Genomic DNA, 15,221 nt, shown 5'->3' on the forward strand with positions numbered 1-15,221 from the left:
GTCACGGCAGGCTGTCGGTGGCGCTCGCTACGCTCCGGGCCATGCCTGAGATCACGCGTGAGTCCACCGAGGCCCAGCCGGGCCTGTCCGTCCGCACCGTCCGCATGGAGGTGCCCGTGGACCACGGGCTGGCCACGCCCCCGGCCGCACCGTCCGAGGCCCTGGCGGGGGTGGACCTGCCGGCCGACACGCTCGAGCTCTTCGCCCGCATCGTCACCGGTGAGGGAGGCCAGGAGAAGCCGTACCTGGTCTACCTGCAGGGCGGCCCGGGCGGGGAGTCCCCGCGGCCCTCGCTCACCGTCTCCACGCCGAGCTGGCTGGGCCGCGCGCTGCAGGACTTTCAGGTGGTGCTGCTCGACCAGCGCGGTACCGGCCTGTCCACGCCCGTGGGCAGCACCGTGGGCCCGCGGGGCACGGCGCCCGGCCTCACGGGTGTGCTGGCCGGCACCACCTCGCAGCAGCAGGCCGCCTACCTCCAGCACTTCCGGGCCGACTCCATCGTGGCCGACTGCGAGCTGCTGCGCCGGGCCCTGGGCATCGAGCAGTGGACGCTGCTGGGTCAGTCGTTCGGCGGGTTCACCTCGCTGCACTACCTGGCCCGGCACCCCGAGTCGTTGGCCGGCGCCCTCATCACCGGTGGCCTGCCGCCGGTGGACCACTCCATCGAGGAGGTCTACTCCGCCACCTGGGAGCTGATGGTGGACAAGTCGCGCGACTTCCACCGCCGCTTCCCGGCCGACCGCGAGCGCCTGGCCGAGCTCACGCAGCACGCGGCCGCCGGCGAGATCGTGCTGCCGAACGGCGACGTCGTCTCCCCGGAGCGCTTCCGCACCACCGGCCACGGGCTGGGCATGTCCTGGGGCGCCGAGCGGCTGCACCACCTGCTGGAGCGCGACCACCACTCCTCGGCCTTCTCAGCCGACCTGGCCGGCATGCTGCCCTTCGGTGGCCGCAACCCGCTGTACTCCGTGCTCCACGAGTCGTCGATGGCGGACGGCGTCGCCACCCGCTGGGCGGCCGACCGCACGCTGCCCGATGAGGTGGCCGCCGACCCCACCCTGCTGGGCGGGGAGCACCTGCACCGTTCGCTCTTCACCGAGGACAGCCTGCTGGCCCCCTTCACCGAGGCCGCGGACCTGCTGGCCCAGGTGCAGTGGGCGGAGCTCTACCCCGTGGAGGCCCTGCGCCGCGCGGACGTGCCGGTGGCCGCCGCGGTCTACAGCAACGACGCGTACGTGCCGCGCGACTTCTCGCTGGAGACCGCGGGCCTGCTGCCGGACGCCCAGGTGTACGAGACGAGCGCCCACGAGCACAACGGGCTGAGCGCCGGCAGCGACGTGCTGGACCACCTCATCGGACTGCTGCAGGGCACCCGCTGGCGCTGAGCCGCCACAGGACGCTGGGCGCCGGGTTGCGCTGGGCCCGCGCTCAGGGCTTGAGGACCACCTTCAGGCAGTTGTCCTGCTTCTTCTGGAAGACCTCGTACATCTTCGGTGCCTCCTCCAGGGAGACCCGGTGGGTGGCGAGGTCCTCGAGCCCCAGCACATCCGGCGACTGGGAGACCACGTCGAAGAGCTCCTGGGTCCACTGCTTCACGTGGCACTGGCCCATCCGCATGGTGATGCCCTTGTCGAACATGGTCATCATGGGCATCGGGTCCACCATGCCGCCGTACACACCGGAGACGGAGATCGTGCCGCCGCGTCGCACGGCCTCGATCGCGGTGTGCAGCGCGGCCAGCCGGTCGATGCCGGCGTTCTCCACCGCCGGCTTGCCGACGGCGCTGGGCAGCTTGCCCACGGCGTTGATGACGGTCTCGGCGATGGGGTTCCCGTGCGCCTCCATGCCCACCGCATCGAGCACCGAGTCCGGGCCTCGGCCGTCGGTCATGTCCCGCAGCGCCTCGGCCACCTTCTCCGGGTCGCGACCCTTGCCCTTGACCTCGCGGAGGTCCAGCACCTCGGCGCCCCAGGCGCGGGCGGCCTCGAGGCGCTCCGGCACCAGGTCCACGCCGATGACGCGCTGGGCCTCACCGAGCTTCAACGCGGTGCGCACCGACAGCTGGCCCACCGGGCCCAGGCCCAGCACCGCGAGGGTCCCGCCCTCGGGGACGTGTGACCACTTCACGGCCTGCCAGGCGGTGGGCAGGATGTCCGAGAGGTACAGGAAGCGCTCGTCGGCGCCCTCCTGGGGCACCTTCACCGGGCCGAACTGCGCCTGCGGCACCCGCACGTACTCGGCCTGGCCGCCGGGCACCGCGCCGTAGAGGTCGGTGTAGCCGAACAGCGAGGCGCCCTTGCCCTGCTTCGTGTTCTGGGTGGTCTCGCACTGGGCGAAGAAGCCGCGGCTGCACATCCAGCAGTGGCCGCAGGAGATGTTGAACGGCACCACCACCCGGTCGCCGACGGACAGGTGGCCGGCGGCCTCAGGGCCCACCTCCTCCACGATGCCCATGAACTCGTGCCCCAGGACGTCGCCCGGGTGCAGGAAGGCGCCCAGCACCGAGTAGAGGTGCAGGTCCGAGCCGCAGATGGCGGTGGAGGTGACCCGCACGATCGCGTCCGTGGGCTGCTGGATCACGGGGTCGGGAACGTCCTCGACGCTGACGTCGGAGGGGCCCTGCCAGGTGAGTGCGCGCATGGTGCTGCTCCTGCCTCGACCCGTCGGTGCAGGTCGGCTGGTGACGTTCGTGGTCACCTCCACGCTAGGCCGATCGGGCGCTCCCCGCGCGGCGAGCGCCGCCCGGCCCTAGCGTGGTGACCATGGACACCACGCCTGCCCCCGCCTCCCGCCAGCCCCTCGCCCTGGTCATGGGTGCCTCGCGCGGGCTGGGCCTGCTCTGCGCCTCCGAGCTGCTGCAGCACGGCCACCGGGTGGTCCTGAGCTCCCGGTCCGAGGAGTCACTCGCGGCCGCCCGCACCCAGCTGCTCGCCGAGTACCCGGGTGCCCAGGTGGACATCGCCCCCTGCGACATCTCCGACCGCGAGGCCGTGCTCGCCCTGGTGGAGCGGGTCGAGACCGAGCTCGCCCCCATCGAGGTGCTCCTCACCGTGGCCGGGATCATCCAGGTGGGCCCGGCCACCGCCATGACCTTCGAGCACTTCGACGCCGCCCTGGGCACGATGCTGCAGGGCCCCATCAACGTGACCCTGCCCGTCCTGGAGCGGATGCGGGGGCGCGGGCGCGGCCGCATCGGCACCGTGTCGTCCATCGGCGGCAAGATCGCGGTCCCACACCTGTGGCCCTATGCCACCGCCAAGCACGGCGCGGCCGGCTTCAGCGAGGGGCTGCGTGCGGAGCTGGCGGGCTCCGGCATCACCGCCACGACCGTGCTTCCGGGGCTGATGCGCACCGGCTCGCACGAGCGGGCGACCTTCACCGGCAACCAGGCCGCCGAGTTCGCGTGGTTCGGACCGTCCGCCTCGATGCCCCTGCTCAGCATGGACGCCGAGCGCGCCGCGGAGAAGATCGTCTCCGGGGTGCTCTCGGGCGACTCGCACGTCATCCTCACCCCGCTGGCGCAGGTGGGCATGCGGGTGCACGGCCTGGTGCCCGAGCTGACGGTGCGGATGCTGGCGCTCACCGGCCGCTTCCTGCCCACCGGCGGCCCGAGCGAGACCCTCGAGGGGCGCGAGGTGCAGCGGCGCTCGCCGAACCGCATCGTGCACGCGCTGACCACCCTGGGGCGTCGGGCCGCCGAGCGCACCAACGAGCGCGGCGCCTGACCCGGTCGCAGCGGCGGTGGGGCAGCATGGCCCCATGAAGGTCGTGAGCACCGAGGTCCTGAGGTCCCGCCTGTCCGGGCTGCCGGGCACTCCGCGGGTGGTGGCCAGCGGCAACATGGCGGTGCCGTGGCAGGCCCTGCGCGTCGTCGACGAGGCGCTGGAGCGCTACACACTCAACGTCCTCAACGGCCCGCCCGGTCTCCCGGACCGCGAGGGCGTGACGCTGGAGACCTGCTTCGTCGGTGCCGGGCAGCGTCGCAGCCCGCGGCTGCGCTACGTGCCCAGCCGCCTCTCACTGGTACCGCTGCTGTTCGGCCACACCCTGGCGCCGGACGTGGTGCTCCTGCACTGCGCACCACCCCGCAACGGGGCGGTCAGCCTGGGCGTGGAGACCAACGTCCTGCCCGCCGCCCTGGAGGCGTGCCGGGCCCGGGGTGGGCTGGTGGTGGCCGTCCTCAACCCGCGCATGCCGTACACCTTCGGCGACGCGCAGGTGCCGGTGGAGCACGTGGACCTGGCCCTGGAGGTGGACGAGCAGCTCCCCGTCGCCGCCGAGGCCGGCCCCCTGGACGAGGCCGGCCAAGCCATCGGCGAGCGCATCGCGGCCCGCATCGGCGATGGCGCCACGCTGCAGACCGGTATCGGCGCCATCCCCGATGCGGTGCTGGGCGGCCTGGCCCAACACCGTGGCCTGCGGGTGTGGACCGAGATGTTCAGCGACGGCGTGCTCGCGCTCGACCGGGACGGGGTGCTCGACGAGACGGTGCCCATCACCTCGTCGTTCTGCTTCGGCTCCGCCGAGCTGTACGAGTGGATCGACGGCAACCCGCGGGTGCGGATGCTGCGCACCGAGCGGACGAACGACCCCGGCCTCATCGCCCAGCAGCCGGCGATGACGTCCATCAACTCGGCACTCGAGGTGGACCTCTTCGGTCAGGCGAACGCCTCCCGCATCGACGCGCGGATCCACTCCGGCTTCGGGGGGCAGACGGACTTCATCGTCGGCGCGCTGCACTCCCCGGGTGGGCAGAGCCTCATCGGGCTGCGGTCCTGGCACCCCAGGGCCGACGTCTCGGCCGTGGTGCCGCTGCTCGACGAGCCGGTCACGAGCTTCCAGCAGTCGGCGATCGTGACCGAGCAGGGTGTGGCCGACCTGTTCGGGCGCTCGGAGAAGGAACAGGCCGCCGCGATCATCGAGCAGGCGGCGCACCCGCGCGTCCGCGAGGAGCTGTGGGACGAGGCGCGGGAGCTCGGCCTGGCCTGAGCGGTCCGTGGCCGCGCGTCAGGTGCTGCGGCGCAGGCGGGTCGCACCCAGGGTGGCGGCACCGGCCAGCAGCAGGCCCGTCCCGGCCACGCCGGCCCACGCAGCCGTGTCGTCGGCGCCGGTCCGGCCCGTGTCGACGATGGGGCCGTCCTCGTCATCCCCGGGCAGCTCGGGCCAGTCCTCCGGATGCGGCTCCGGGGCGCTGAGGTCCCCCTCGAACGCGACCCGGTCCAGCACCAGCATGCAGTCGTGACCGGGCACCTCCCACCCGTCGGTCTCCAGGATGACCGGGTCGGTCGCGGAGAAGTCGCCCTCTTGGATCGTGCTGGTCCCCCGCAGCTCGTGGTAGCCCCCGGCCTCCAGCACGGTGTCGTCCTCGCTGCCCTCCAGGGTGTACCTCGCACCGCCGTCCCCACGGGCGTCGGTGTAGGTGATCTCGACGCCCTTCATGTCCACGTCCTCGCCGGTGGCGTTCTCCACCGTGGCGTGCATGGTGATGACGTCCCCCGGGCTGGCCTCCCCGTCCCCGTCCTCATCGGAGATCTCCACGTCGGCGACTCCCCAGATGCGGTCGCAGGTGGGCAGCTCCTCGGCCTGGGCACTCGCCGGCGCGGCGCTGAACGCCAGGCCTGCGGCGGCCACGGTCGCGGCCACGGTGGTGCCGGTGATCGTGCGGAATCGCATGATGTTCCTCCCCTGCGCACCTCACGGTGCACGTGTGGCGACCCCGGTTCCGGAGTCGGGCCGAGGCTTCCCCCAGCCACACCCCACTGTGCCTGCGATCACATCTTCTGGCCACCCCCCCCGGTGGTTCTCTGCCCGATCCGCCGGTCAGGAAGGGCTCTGTGCACCCCGCCGTGACGCCTCGGCGGCCTGCCGGGTGGCCGCCTCCGGCGGCGCCCCGGCCTGCACGTGCGCGGCCACCCACAGCTCGGTGGTGGCCGCCAGGAAGTCGCCATCCTGGACGCCGGCCGCTGGTGCCTCCGCACCGTCGCCCTCCGGGTCCAGCCGCTCACCCAGCTCGCGCAGCACCACGTCCCAGCGCAACCCCACCCCCGCGGGCCCGGTCTCCTGCCAGACCGCGTCGTCGGGCACGGCGTGCTGCACGGTGAGCACGGTCTGCCCCCCATCGAGCCCCAGGTCGACGGCCACCCAGGTGGTGCGTCCGTCGGTCTCCCACCGGCCCCGCCAGCTGGTGGGCTCCTCCACCTGCTCGGCCACCAGTGCCGGGCCCACCCCGCTGGCGACCTCCTCCCAGACGGGCCACACGGTGCGGGGGCGCCCGGGCAGCACCCGGGTCAGGGCCACCACGTGACCCCCGGGGAGGGACTCGACCCGGCGGGTCACGGCATCGGCGTGCTGCACGGCATCCATGGCGCCCATGGTGACGCACGCCCACCTGACAGACTCACCCCATGCCTGCGACCAACCCGGCGAACCCCCTGTCCGACCTGCTCGCGCGGGTCCACGAACGCTTCCGCACCCACGATGCGGGGGAGCCGGCCGGGTACGTGGAGCCCACCGGCGGGGTGGACACGCGGGACTTCGGGCTGGCCATCACCACCGTGGACGGCCACACCTACTCCCACGGCGAGGCCGACCGCCTGTTCGCCATCCAGTCCATCTCCAAGGCGTTCACCTACGCCGTCGCCCTGACCGATGCGGGGTTCGAGGCCGTGGACGCCGTCATCGACGTGGAGCCCTCCGGAGAGGCGTTCAACGAGATCTCGCTGCAGGAGGGCACCGGGCGGCCCTCGAACGCGCTGATCAACGCCGGCGCCATCGCGTCCACGTCGCTGGTCTCCGGCAGCTCCAGCAACCCCTACGCCGTCCACCGCGGCGACGGCACGGACGAGGCCGCCGACGCCGGGGCCCACCGCTCCCCCGAGGGCTCGCGCCGCGAGCGCCTGGTGCGCGCCTTCTCCCGAATGGCCGGCCGCGAGCTCACCATCAACGAGCGGGTGCTGGAGTTCGAGCGGGAGGACGGTGACCGCAACCTCGCCCTGGCCCACCTGATGCGGAGCTTCGACCTCATCAGCGAGGGACCGGAGGAGATCGCCGACGACTACTTCGCCGCCTGCGCCATCGAGGTGACCACCGAGGACCTGTCCATGATGGCGGCGCTGCTGGCCACCGGCGGGATCCACCCGGTCAGCGGCAAGCGCCTGCTGGGCGAGGACGTGGTGGAACGTGTGTTGGGGGTGATGAGCACCTGCGGCATGTATGACGACGCCGGCGAGTGGATGGTGCGCGTGGGCCTGCCCGCCAAGTCGGGCGTCGGCGGCGGGATCCTCGCGGTGGTGCCCGGGCAGGCCGGGGTGGCCGTCTACTCCCCGCCGCTGGATCGCCACGGCAACTCCGAGCGCGGCGTGCTGGCCTGCGAGGCGCTCTCGCAGGAGCTCGACCTGCACCTCATGCACGGTGCCCGCGTCACGCACTCGGCGGTCCGCGTGACCTATCCGGTGACGGCCGCCCCCAGCGGGGTGCGCCGTCGGCCGGCAGCCGAGGCCGTGCTGGCCGAGCACGGCCACCGGGGTCGCGTCATCGAGGTGCAGGGGGACCTGACCTTCGGTGCCGCCGAGTCGGTGATGCGCGAGCTGGTGGGCCTGCAGGAGGTCGATGGGGTGGTGCTGGACGTCCGACGCGTCACGGAGGTGACGGACTTCGCCCGGGCCGGTCTGGCCGAGCTCGCCCGCGGCTTCGAGGAGCAGGACATCGAGATGGTGCTGGTGGACGACTCCGGACGGGTGGCCGATGCGGAGCAGGTCCGAGTGGTCTCCCGCCGCCGGGAGGCCATCGAGAAGGTGGAGGAGCTGTTGCTGGAGCGGCACGGGGGTGAGGACCTGGACCGGTCCGAGGTGGAGGTGCAGGACGCCGGGGTCCTGGCCACCCTGGGCGCGGCGGACACCGAGGCCCTCACGCAGCGCATGGAGGCGCAGGAGCACGCGGCGGGGGACGTGGTGATCACCGAGGGTGAGCCCTTCGCGGGCATCCACCTCATCACCAGCGGCACGGTGGAGACCACGGCCCGGGAGCCGGGGTTGCAGTCCCGCGACGAGGAGGACCCCACCGACCCGGGAGAGGATGACGACATCGAGTACCGGCGGCTGTCGGTGCTGGGCCCGGGACACAGCTTCGGGGAGTTCGGACTGCTGGCGGACGGTCGCCACGCGGCCACGGTCACGGCACGGGAGCACCTGCACACCTGGGTGCTGACCCCCGAGGTGCTGAGACAGCTGGAGTCCGAGGATCCTGCCCTGGCACTGCGACTGTGGCAGGCCATCAGCCGCGATGCCTACACCCGCATCCGCTCGCAGATGGACGAGATCGCCGCGAGGGGGGCCGACAGGCGGTAGGTTCGAGGACCGAGAAGTGCAGACACTGGACAACGAGGCCGCGGCCCACCGGACCCCCCGGTGACTCCCCGCGACCGCCCGAGGAGATGTCATGACCCGTCGCCCCGCCGCCCGCACCCTGCTGGCCGTCGCAGCCGCCGCGACCCTGGGACTCACCGCCTGCGGCGGTGACGACTCCGAGGGGGAGGAGACCACCTCCGAGTCGTCGGAGACGTCCGAGGAGTCCGAGACCAGCGAGGACGAGGAGTCCGCCGAGGAGGAGTCCTCGGAGCCGGCCGAGGAGAGCCCCTCCGAGGAGGAGAGCGCACCGGCCGAGGAGAGCCCCTCCGAGGAGCCGTCGCTGGGTGAGAGCCCGTCCGTCGACTCCAGCGTTCCGGCCGTGGACCCCTCGGCCCCCAGCGCGGACCCAAGCGCCGACCCGAGCGACCCGGCCAACGGCACCGGCATGGACCAGGCCCTCGCCGCCGAGCTCGAGCCGATGGCGCTCACCGCCGAGGACGTGCCCGGTGGCAGCGGGCAGGGCCAGTCCCAGTTCATCCCCGAGGCCCAGGGCCAGCCCCTGCACATGACGCTCACCGGCCTGGAGGCCACGGGCGAGTGCAAGACGGCCGTGGACACCCTCAACAGCGGCGAGCGTCTGCCCGAGGGCAGCCAGTTCACCATCACGCAGCTGTCCTCCGGCGCCCAGGTGCAGGTGGGTGTGGTGAAGATGGCTGGTGCCAAGCAGGTGGGTGAGGACGTCGCCGCCATCGCCGAGGCCTGCGACACCATCGAGGGCCCGGGTGGCACCGCCACCGTGGAGTCCCTGCCGAGCGACAACGGCTACGTGATGAGCCTGGAGAACGCCGGCCAGTCCGGTGGCTTCTCCATGGGTGTGGATGCCGTGGGCCCGGAGCACGCCGCCGTGGTCCTGGCGGTCAGCGAGGGCGGCGCGCTGGACGCCTCCGAGGTGGGCGCCGTCCTGGACAAGCAGGTGGAGCAGGCCACCTCCAACGCCCCGCAGGGCTGAGCAGTACTGCAACCGGCCCGTTGACCGGGCACCCGGGTCAGGCCCGTTCCCTCGCGGAGCGGGCCTGACCCCTGTCGATGCCGGCCGCCTCACCCGGGCCGGGGCTCATGCGCGGGACGGCTTGCGGCGCACGTAGATCTGCTTGCGCACCCGGGCCACTACCGTGCCGTCGTCCTGCACCAGGTCCACCTCGAACCAGCGCAGGTGCTTGTCATGGCCGGTGGTGGCGGCCCGCACCTCGGCCAGGGTGGCCTCGTCCAGGTGGAAGCGCGCGGTCACGTCCTCGCGGCCCGGGCGCAGGTGGTCGATCTCCCCGCGGACGTCCCACACGGCGAACCCCGGCCCCAGGGTGCGCTGCAGCATCATCATCCAGAAGGGGTCGGTCATCGAGTACATGGAGGCGCCGTAGAGGGTGCCCACGTAGTTGGTGGACCACGGCCGCCGCCTCAGCCGCACCGTGACGTCGTGGAAGTCGGCCGAGACCTCCTCGATGCGGATCGATGCCGCCAGGAAGGGCGGCCACAGGTTCATCACGTGGCGCACCACGCGGGCATCACCCATGAGTTGGTCCAGGTCGTGCCAGGTGGGCAGGGAGGGGCGGCGCGGGCTCCGGCGAGCGGGGGTGGTGCGGGGCATGGGCCGAGCCTAACGAGGCGGGAGCGCCCGGACGACCGCCGCGACCCGTGCGGGCTGGTCCCGCATGACCAGGTGCCCGGCGTCGCGAAGGACCACCACCCGCACCGTGGGCGCCCGGCCGGCGGACCCGCTGATCCGCGCCAGCTCGGCCCGGTAGCTGGCGGCGAGGTGGCGCTGGCGCCGCAGCCAGCGGGCGGTCCCCGGCACCCACCGGCGCGCTGCCACCACCAGGGCGAGGGGCGCCGCCGGCAGGGGCAGGTGGCGGCGCACCCGGAGCAGCTCGGAGGCCATCCGCACGTACGCGGCGTCCTCCAGCAGGGCCGCGCGGAGGCGGCGACCCACCAGGGGCACCCACCGCAGGGCAGCGGCCAGCAGCAACCGGAGGTCGTTCTCGATCCCCCAGCGCGCACGCGGCTGCTCCTCCACCGAGCCGTCCACGGACACCAGGCCTGCCACGGCACCGGGGTCGCTGCGGGCGAACGCCTCCGCGATGAACCAGGACATGGAGTGGGCCACCAGCACCACACGCTCGTCGGGCCGGGGCGGCCGTCCGCCCGTGGGACGCGCCCCGGCACCGGTGCTCTCCTGCACGACGCGGCGCAGGTGGGCCACCTCGTCGTGGAGGTGCGGGGGGCCCGACCGCTCGGCCCGCGCCGCACCCAGCCCGGGGCGGTCGTAACGCAGCACCCGGTGGTCCCGGGAGAGGTCGGTCGCCACCTGGTCCCAGGCCGCGGCGGACATGCCCATCCCCGGCATGAGCACCACCCACGGTCCGTCGTCCCCCTCCACGCGTCGCCCGAGCTCCGCGGCCCGCGGCACCCGCGTGCGGGCACCGCGCACCCTGCGTGCGTCCTGGGCGGGAATCGGACGGGGTGGCGTCATGGCCTCATCCTGCCCCGCCACCACCGCCGCGGCCGGGGGCGACCACGGGGTCCGATGGGGTGAGCAGCACCGGGCGTCGCCGCAGCAGCTCAGCCAGCACGCACCACCACGCGAGCAGCGCCACGAGCTGCACGCGCTGGGAGACGCCGGGGAGGTCCAGCACCGCCAGGTCCGGCCGGTCGGGCCACAGGCAGAGCAGCTGCCACCCCAGCGAGGCAGCCACCACCACCCACCCGGCCAGCAGGCCGGCCCCGGCACGCGGGAACGCCCGACGCACCGAGAGGGCCAGGCCCAGGGTGGCCACCAGCAACGCAGTGCCGGCCACCGACGAGCTCACCGAGTGTGCGTAGTGACGCCACGGCAGGTCCCCCGCCCGCTCGGCCGCCAGGCAGGTGGTGTCCACGGAGCTGGCGCAGGTGAGGGGAAGGGCCGCATCAGCAAGGGTCGACAGGCCGAACACGAGCACGGCCACCAGACCGGCCGCCCCCCATCGGTCCCGGCGCCAGGGGCGTCGCCGCAGCAGCAGGATCGACCAGGTGGTGAAGAGCAGGCCGCTGCCCGCATCGAGCACCCGCAGCACCCAGCCGAAGGGCTGGTCCAGGGCGGCCAGCTCGCTGGTCCAACTGAGGGCCACCGGCAGGTGGGACACGAGGTCGCCGACCACCCAGGCCGACCAGAGCACGATGCCCACCAGCGGCAGCGCCCACCGCCACCAGCCCGACCCGGCACCCCGGTGGGCGGGCTGGTGCTGCGTGCTCACTCCCGGCCCGCCGGGCGCACCAGGGGGAAGGCCAGGGTCTCGCGGATGGTGCGGCCGGTCACCAGCATCACCACGCGGTCCACGCCCAGCCCCAGACCCCCGGTGGGTGGCATGCCGTACTCGAGGGCCTCCAGGAAGTCCTCGTCCAGGCTCATCGCCTCCGGGTCACCGGCCGCCGCAGCGGCGGACTGGGCCGTGAGGCGCGCCCGCTGCTCGAGCGGGTCCGTGAGCTCGGAGTAGGCGGTGCCCAGCTCCATGCCGAAGGCCACGAGGTCCCAGCGCTCGGTCACGTTCGGTGTGCTGCGGTGCGAGCGCGTCAGCGGGGACACCGAGGTGGGGAAGTCGCAGTAGAAGGTGGGCCGGGTGGTGCGGCCCTCCACGAGCTGCTCGTAGAGCTCCAGGGCCACGTGCCCGGCATCCCAGTCCGGCTTCACCGCCACACCGGCCAGGTCCGCCGCCCGGCGCATCTCCTCCAGCGGGCTCTGGGCGTGCACCGGCGAGCCACCGAGTTCCACCAGCCTCTCGGAGACCGCGTCGTGCAGGGTCACCACCGGCCAGTCGCCCGAGATGTCCACCATCGTGCCGTCCGGCCCCGGCACCACGCACTCCCCGTGCACGGCCACGGCCGCGGACTGGATCAGCTCCTGCACCGTCTGCAGCATGGAGAGGTAGTCCCCGTGCGCCGCGTAGGCCTCCAGGATGGTGAACTCCGGGTTGTGGGTGGCGTCCACGCCCTCGTTGCGGAAGGCCCGGCCGATCTCGAAGACCCGGTCGATGCCGCCCACGCAGAGCCGCTTCAGGTAGAGCTCGGGGGCGATCCGCAGGGAGAGGTCCAGCGAGTATGCGTTGATGTGGGTGGCGAAGGGCCGCGCGTTCGCGCCCCCGTGCACGGTCTGGAGGATGGGGGTCTCCACCTCCAGGTAGCCGCGCTCCTGCAGCCCCTCTCGCAGCGAGCGCAGCACCGTCGACCGTGCCCGCAGCGTCTCGCGCGCCTCGGTGCTGATGGCCAGGTCCACGTGGCGGCGACGCACCTTGGCCTCGGGGTCCACCAGGCCGGTCCGCACCGGGGGCAGCGGGTGCAGCGACTTCGCCTCCATGCGCCATCCGGTCGCGATGAGGCTCGGCTCGCCACTGCGCGAGCTGCCGCGGTGGCCCTGGAAGGCCACCAGGTCACCCAGGTCCACGAAGCGCCCGAAGTCGGCGTGGTCCGCCGGGCTCAGGTGCTGCTCCTCGAGCACCACCTGCAGGTCACCCACACCGTCACGCAGGTGCACGAAGCGCACTCCACCCAGGTCGCGGACGGCCAGCACGCGACCGGCCAGCGAGAGCGGCTCCCCCTCATCGGCCCGGAGCGCCTCCAGGGTGGTGTGCGTGGGCACCTGCGCCACCGGCCACGGCTCGTGACCCGCGGACCGGGCGGCCTCCACGGTGGCCATGCGGACGCGCACCTGCTCGGGGCGGCGGGAGCGGCGCGAGGCCTCCAGCTCCTGCAGGCTGTCCCAGTCCTCCAGGGCCCCCGCGTCGGGGGCGGTGACCGGTACTGGTGCGTAGCGGGGCCCGGTACGGCCCCACCGGGGCAGCGGCAGGCGGGGCAGGAAGCCCTCGGCCGTGGCGGTGGCCAGCCCGATCCGGGCCAGCTGTTCGGTCTGGCCGAAGCACAGGTACCGGGGTCGCCACTGCGGCAGGTAGCGCTCGTTGGCGGTGTAGAGCGACTCGAGCTGCCACCAGCGGGAGGCCCGGCGCAGGAGCCAGCGCTGCACCCGCACCACCGGCCCGGCGCCCAGTGTCCCGCCCTCTGCGAAGACCGAGCGGAAGACGGCGAAGTTCAGGCTCAGCCGACGAATGCCCACGGTCTCGGCCTGCCGGCACAGCTCGGCCACCATCGTCTCGGTCACCCCGTTGGGAGCCGTCGGCGAGCGCCGCATGAGGTCGAGCGAGGCGCCGACGGGGCCCCAGGGCACGAAGGAGAGCAGCCCCACCAGCTCGCCCGCGTCGTCCCGGGCCTCCACGAGCACGCACTGGCCGTCTGCCGGGTCACCCAGGCGACCCAGCGCCATCGAGAAGCCGCGCTCGGGGGCGTCCCCGCGCCAGGCGTCGGCAGCCGCCCGCAGGGCGGGCCATTCGTGGGCCTCCACCTGCTCGTGGCGCCGCACCTGCACCACCACCCCGGCGCGGCGGGCCCGCTGGACGGCCTGCCGCACGGACGCCATCCGGGGACCGCTCAGGGAGAACCCGTCGGTCTCCAGGATCGCCTCGTCACCCAGCGCCAACACCCCCAGGCCGCGGTCGTGGTAGGCCCGTGCCCCCTCACCGGAGACCCCGATGGCGGCGGGTGCCCACCCGAAACGACGGGAGACCAGCAGCCAGTTGTGGATGGCGCTGGACCACGCCGCAGGATCGCCCACCGGGTCACCGGAGGCCAGGCTGACACCTCGTTCCACCCGGTAGGCCACGGCGGCGCGGCCGTCGCTGGAGAAGACCACGGCCTTGTCGTCGCGGGTGGCGAAGTACCCCAGGGAGTCGTTGGCCCCGTGGCGTCGCAACAGGGCGCGAACCGCCTCCTGCTCCCGCGGGGACTGTGAGTTGTGGGAGGTGGCGCTGCGCAGCAGCACGATCACGGCCAGCACCACCACGGCGGAACCCATCAGGCCCAGCAGCGAGGTGACCCACTGCGGTGGGACCGCCTCGGAGTCCAGCTGCCAGGAGGTGCCCAGGGCCAGCACGTGGTCCAACGACCACAGCAGACGGCCCTTGGGCGGCAGGCCCCCGGGGAAGACGCGCACCAGCAGCCAGCCCAGCACCACCGCCACCATCGTCCCCAGGATCAGCACCACCCCGGCAGACACCCAGGACCCGGAGCGGGCGCTCGCGTAGAACTGGCGGTGGGTGGTCAGCGCGAGCGCCAGCCAGGCCAGGTGCAACAGGGTGCCGGCCACGGAGTGCGGAGTGATTCCCCAGACCAGGTTGAACACGTCCCCCAGCAGCAGGATGCCGAGGTAGCCCAGCATCAGCAGCCAGCCAGCCCGCTTCCGTGCCGCCAGGGCGCCGGCGATCACCAGCAGCATCGTCGCCAGGGCGAAGCTGGGGCGCACGGAGAGGTAGTACTGGTCCACCGTCGCGGTCAGGCCGTCGTACCAACGGGGGACCAGGGCGAGCACCAGGGCGAACAGCCCGTTGAGCACCAGCAGGGTCGCCAGCGCCCGGGGGACGTGGGGACGCCAGCCGGTGCTGGGTGCCTCGGGGGCGAGTGTCCCGAGGGCGGGGTTCACGAGGTGGCTCGACGGCATGCTGGGAGGATCGCAACCCCGGGGGGCCCGCGGCCTCATCCCATGGTCCCCATGGTGCACCCCGGACTCTGTCCACCAGTGGAGGATCCCTCTGCCGGTGGCGCTCCCGTCATCCACAGATCGACCCGGAGGATGACGCCCCGCCGCGCGTGGTCAGGCAATACTCACCACCAGATGCACGGCCTGCCCCTTCGGGGAGCAGCCGGCTCACGGGCCACCGCGCCCGCTGGGACGCGTCGGTGTCGCCCCGGGGTCTTGGAGGGGGATCCCGCGACGGCACCGACCGCCCAGGCACCACCTCC

General features: G+C 73.3%; 12 protein-coding genes. 5 read left to right on the top strand and 7 right to left on the bottom strand.

What is annotated here, in order from left to right:
• Positions 1-41 precede the first annotated feature (41 nt).
• The gene (locus ACEY2A_RS09215; protein WP_374928310.1) at positions 42-1,385 is read left to right on the top strand and encodes an alpha/beta fold hydrolase; all 1,344 of its coding nucleotides are present in this window, start codon (positions 42-44) and stop codon (positions 1,383-1,385) included.
• 43 nt (positions 1,386-1,428) lie between these two features.
• Here the strand turns inward: ACEY2A_RS09215 and ACEY2A_RS09220 are convergent, their stop codons facing one another.
• Entirely contained in the window at positions 1,429-2,640 is a 1,212-nt protein-coding gene (locus ACEY2A_RS09220; protein ID WP_374928311.1) for a zinc-dependent alcohol dehydrogenase, read from the bottom strand.
• 122 nt (positions 2,641-2,762) lie between these two features.
• On the opposite strand from ACEY2A_RS09220, the gene ACEY2A_RS09225 reads away from it, so the two are divergent.
• Both ACEY2A_RS09225 and ACEY2A_RS09230 read left to right on the top strand, forming a co-directional pair.
• Positions 2,763-3,725: an SDR family NAD(P)-dependent oxidoreductase gene (locus tag ACEY2A_RS09225; protein ID WP_374928312.1), complete on the top strand. Its 963-nt coding sequence runs from the start codon at positions 2,763-2,765 to the stop codon at positions 3,723-3,725.
• A 34-nt stretch (positions 3,726-3,759) separates the two neighbouring features.
• On the top strand, positions 3,760-4,989 hold the full coding sequence (locus tag ACEY2A_RS09230) for an acetyl-CoA hydrolase/transferase family protein (RefSeq protein ID WP_374928313.1): 1,230 nt from the start codon (positions 3,760-3,762) through the stop codon (positions 4,987-4,989).
• Positions 4,990-5,007: 18 nt separating this feature from the next.
• Here ACEY2A_RS09230 and ACEY2A_RS09235 read toward each other — a convergent pair whose 3' ends face one another.
• Together ACEY2A_RS09235 and ACEY2A_RS09240 are read right to left on the bottom strand one after the other, a co-directional pair.
• The gene (locus ACEY2A_RS09235; protein ID WP_374928314.1) at positions 5,008-5,673 is read right to left on the bottom strand and encodes a hypothetical protein; all 666 of its coding nucleotides are present in this window, start codon (positions 5,671-5,673) and stop codon (positions 5,008-5,010) included.
• A 147-nt stretch (positions 5,674-5,820) separates the two neighbouring features.
• Entirely contained in the window at positions 5,821-6,363 is a 543-nt protein-coding gene (locus ACEY2A_RS09240; RefSeq protein ID WP_374928315.1) for a hypothetical protein, read from the bottom strand.
• Positions 6,364-6,404: 41 nt separating this feature from the next.
• On the opposite strand from ACEY2A_RS09240, the gene ACEY2A_RS09245 reads away from it, so the two are divergent.
• Complete coding sequence (locus tag ACEY2A_RS09245; protein WP_374928316.1) at positions 6,405-8,345, top strand: glutaminase; 1,941 nt, start codon at positions 6,405-6,407, stop codon at positions 8,343-8,345.
• A gap of 91 nt (positions 8,346-8,436) precedes the next feature.
• Positions 8,437-9,354: a hypothetical protein gene (locus tag ACEY2A_RS09250; protein ID WP_374928317.1), complete on the top strand. Its 918-nt coding sequence runs from the start codon at positions 8,437-8,439 to the stop codon at positions 9,352-9,354.
• 105 nt (positions 9,355-9,459) lie between these two features.
• Here the strand turns inward: ACEY2A_RS09250 and ACEY2A_RS09255 are convergent, their stop codons facing one another.
• The 4 genes from ACEY2A_RS09255 to lysX are packed head-to-tail and all read right to left on the bottom strand — an operon-like array spanning position 9,460 to position 14,919.
• Positions 9,460-9,990: a DUF4442 domain-containing protein gene (locus ACEY2A_RS09255; protein WP_374928318.1), complete on the bottom strand. Its 531-nt coding sequence runs from the start codon at positions 9,988-9,990 to the stop codon at positions 9,460-9,462.
• A 9-nt stretch (positions 9,991-9,999) separates the two neighbouring features.
• Positions 10,000-10,872, bottom strand: coding sequence for an alpha/beta fold hydrolase (locus tag ACEY2A_RS09260; RefSeq protein WP_374928319.1), 873 nt, complete (start codon positions 10,870-10,872; stop codon positions 10,000-10,002).
• A gap of 4 nt (positions 10,873-10,876) precedes the next feature.
• The gene (locus ACEY2A_RS09265) at positions 10,877-11,632 is read right to left on the bottom strand and encodes a DUF998 domain-containing protein (RefSeq protein WP_374928320.1); all 756 of its coding nucleotides are present in this window, start codon (positions 11,630-11,632) and stop codon (positions 10,877-10,879) included.
• On the bottom strand, positions 11,629-14,919 hold the full coding sequence (gene lysX, locus ACEY2A_RS09270) for a bifunctional lysylphosphatidylglycerol synthetase/lysine--tRNA ligase LysX (RefSeq protein ID WP_374928321.1): 3,291 nt from the start codon (positions 14,917-14,919) through the stop codon (positions 11,629-11,631). Before lysX ends, ACEY2A_RS09265 begins: the two co-directional genes overlap by 4 nt.
• Positions 14,920-15,221 lie beyond the last annotated feature (302 nt).

Source organism: Kytococcus sedentarius (genome assembly GCF_041937525.1).
Classification (GTDB): Bacteria; Actinomycetota; Actinomycetes; order Actinomycetales; family Dermatophilaceae; genus Kytococcus; species Kytococcus sedentarius_A.

What these genes read in the sequence shown, in the direction of transcription:
- ACEY2A_RS09215 (WP_374928310.1), top strand. Translation starts at nt 42, where the DNA reads ATGCCTGAGATCACGCGTGAGTCCACCGAGGCCCAGCCGGGCCTGTCC.
- ACEY2A_RS09220 (WP_374928311.1), bottom strand. Translation starts at nt 2,640, where the DNA reads ATGCGCGCACTCACCTGGCAGGGCCCCTCCGACGTCAGCGTCGAGGAC.
- ACEY2A_RS09225 (WP_374928312.1), top strand. Translation starts at nt 2,763, where the DNA reads ATGGACACCACGCCTGCCCCCGCCTCCCGCCAGCCCCTCGCCCTGGTC.
- ACEY2A_RS09230 (WP_374928313.1), top strand. Translation starts at nt 3,760, where the DNA reads ATGAAGGTCGTGAGCACCGAGGTCCTGAGGTCCCGCCTGTCCGGGCTG.
- ACEY2A_RS09235 (WP_374928314.1), bottom strand. Translation starts at nt 5,673, where the DNA reads ATGCGATTCCGCACGATCACCGGCACCACCGTGGCCGCGACCGTGGCC.
- ACEY2A_RS09240 (WP_374928315.1), bottom strand. Translation starts at nt 6,363, where the DNA reads ATGGATGCCGTGCAGCACGCCGATGCCGTGACCCGCCGGGTCGAGTCC.
- ACEY2A_RS09245 (WP_374928316.1), top strand. Translation starts at nt 6,405, where the DNA reads ATGCCTGCGACCAACCCGGCGAACCCCCTGTCCGACCTGCTCGCGCGG.
- ACEY2A_RS09250 (WP_374928317.1), top strand. Translation starts at nt 8,437, where the DNA reads ATGACCCGTCGCCCCGCCGCCCGCACCCTGCTGGCCGTCGCAGCCGCC.
- ACEY2A_RS09255 (WP_374928318.1), bottom strand. Translation starts at nt 9,990, where the DNA reads ATGCCCCGCACCACCCCCGCTCGCCGGAGCCCGCGCCGCCCCTCCCTG.
- ACEY2A_RS09260 (WP_374928319.1), bottom strand. Translation starts at nt 10,872, where the DNA reads ATGACGCCACCCCGTCCGATTCCCGCCCAGGACGCACGCAGGGTGCGC.
- lysX (WP_374928321.1), bottom strand. Translation starts at nt 14,919, where the DNA reads ATGCCGTCGAGCCACCTCGTGAACCCCGCCCTCGGGACACTCGCCCCC.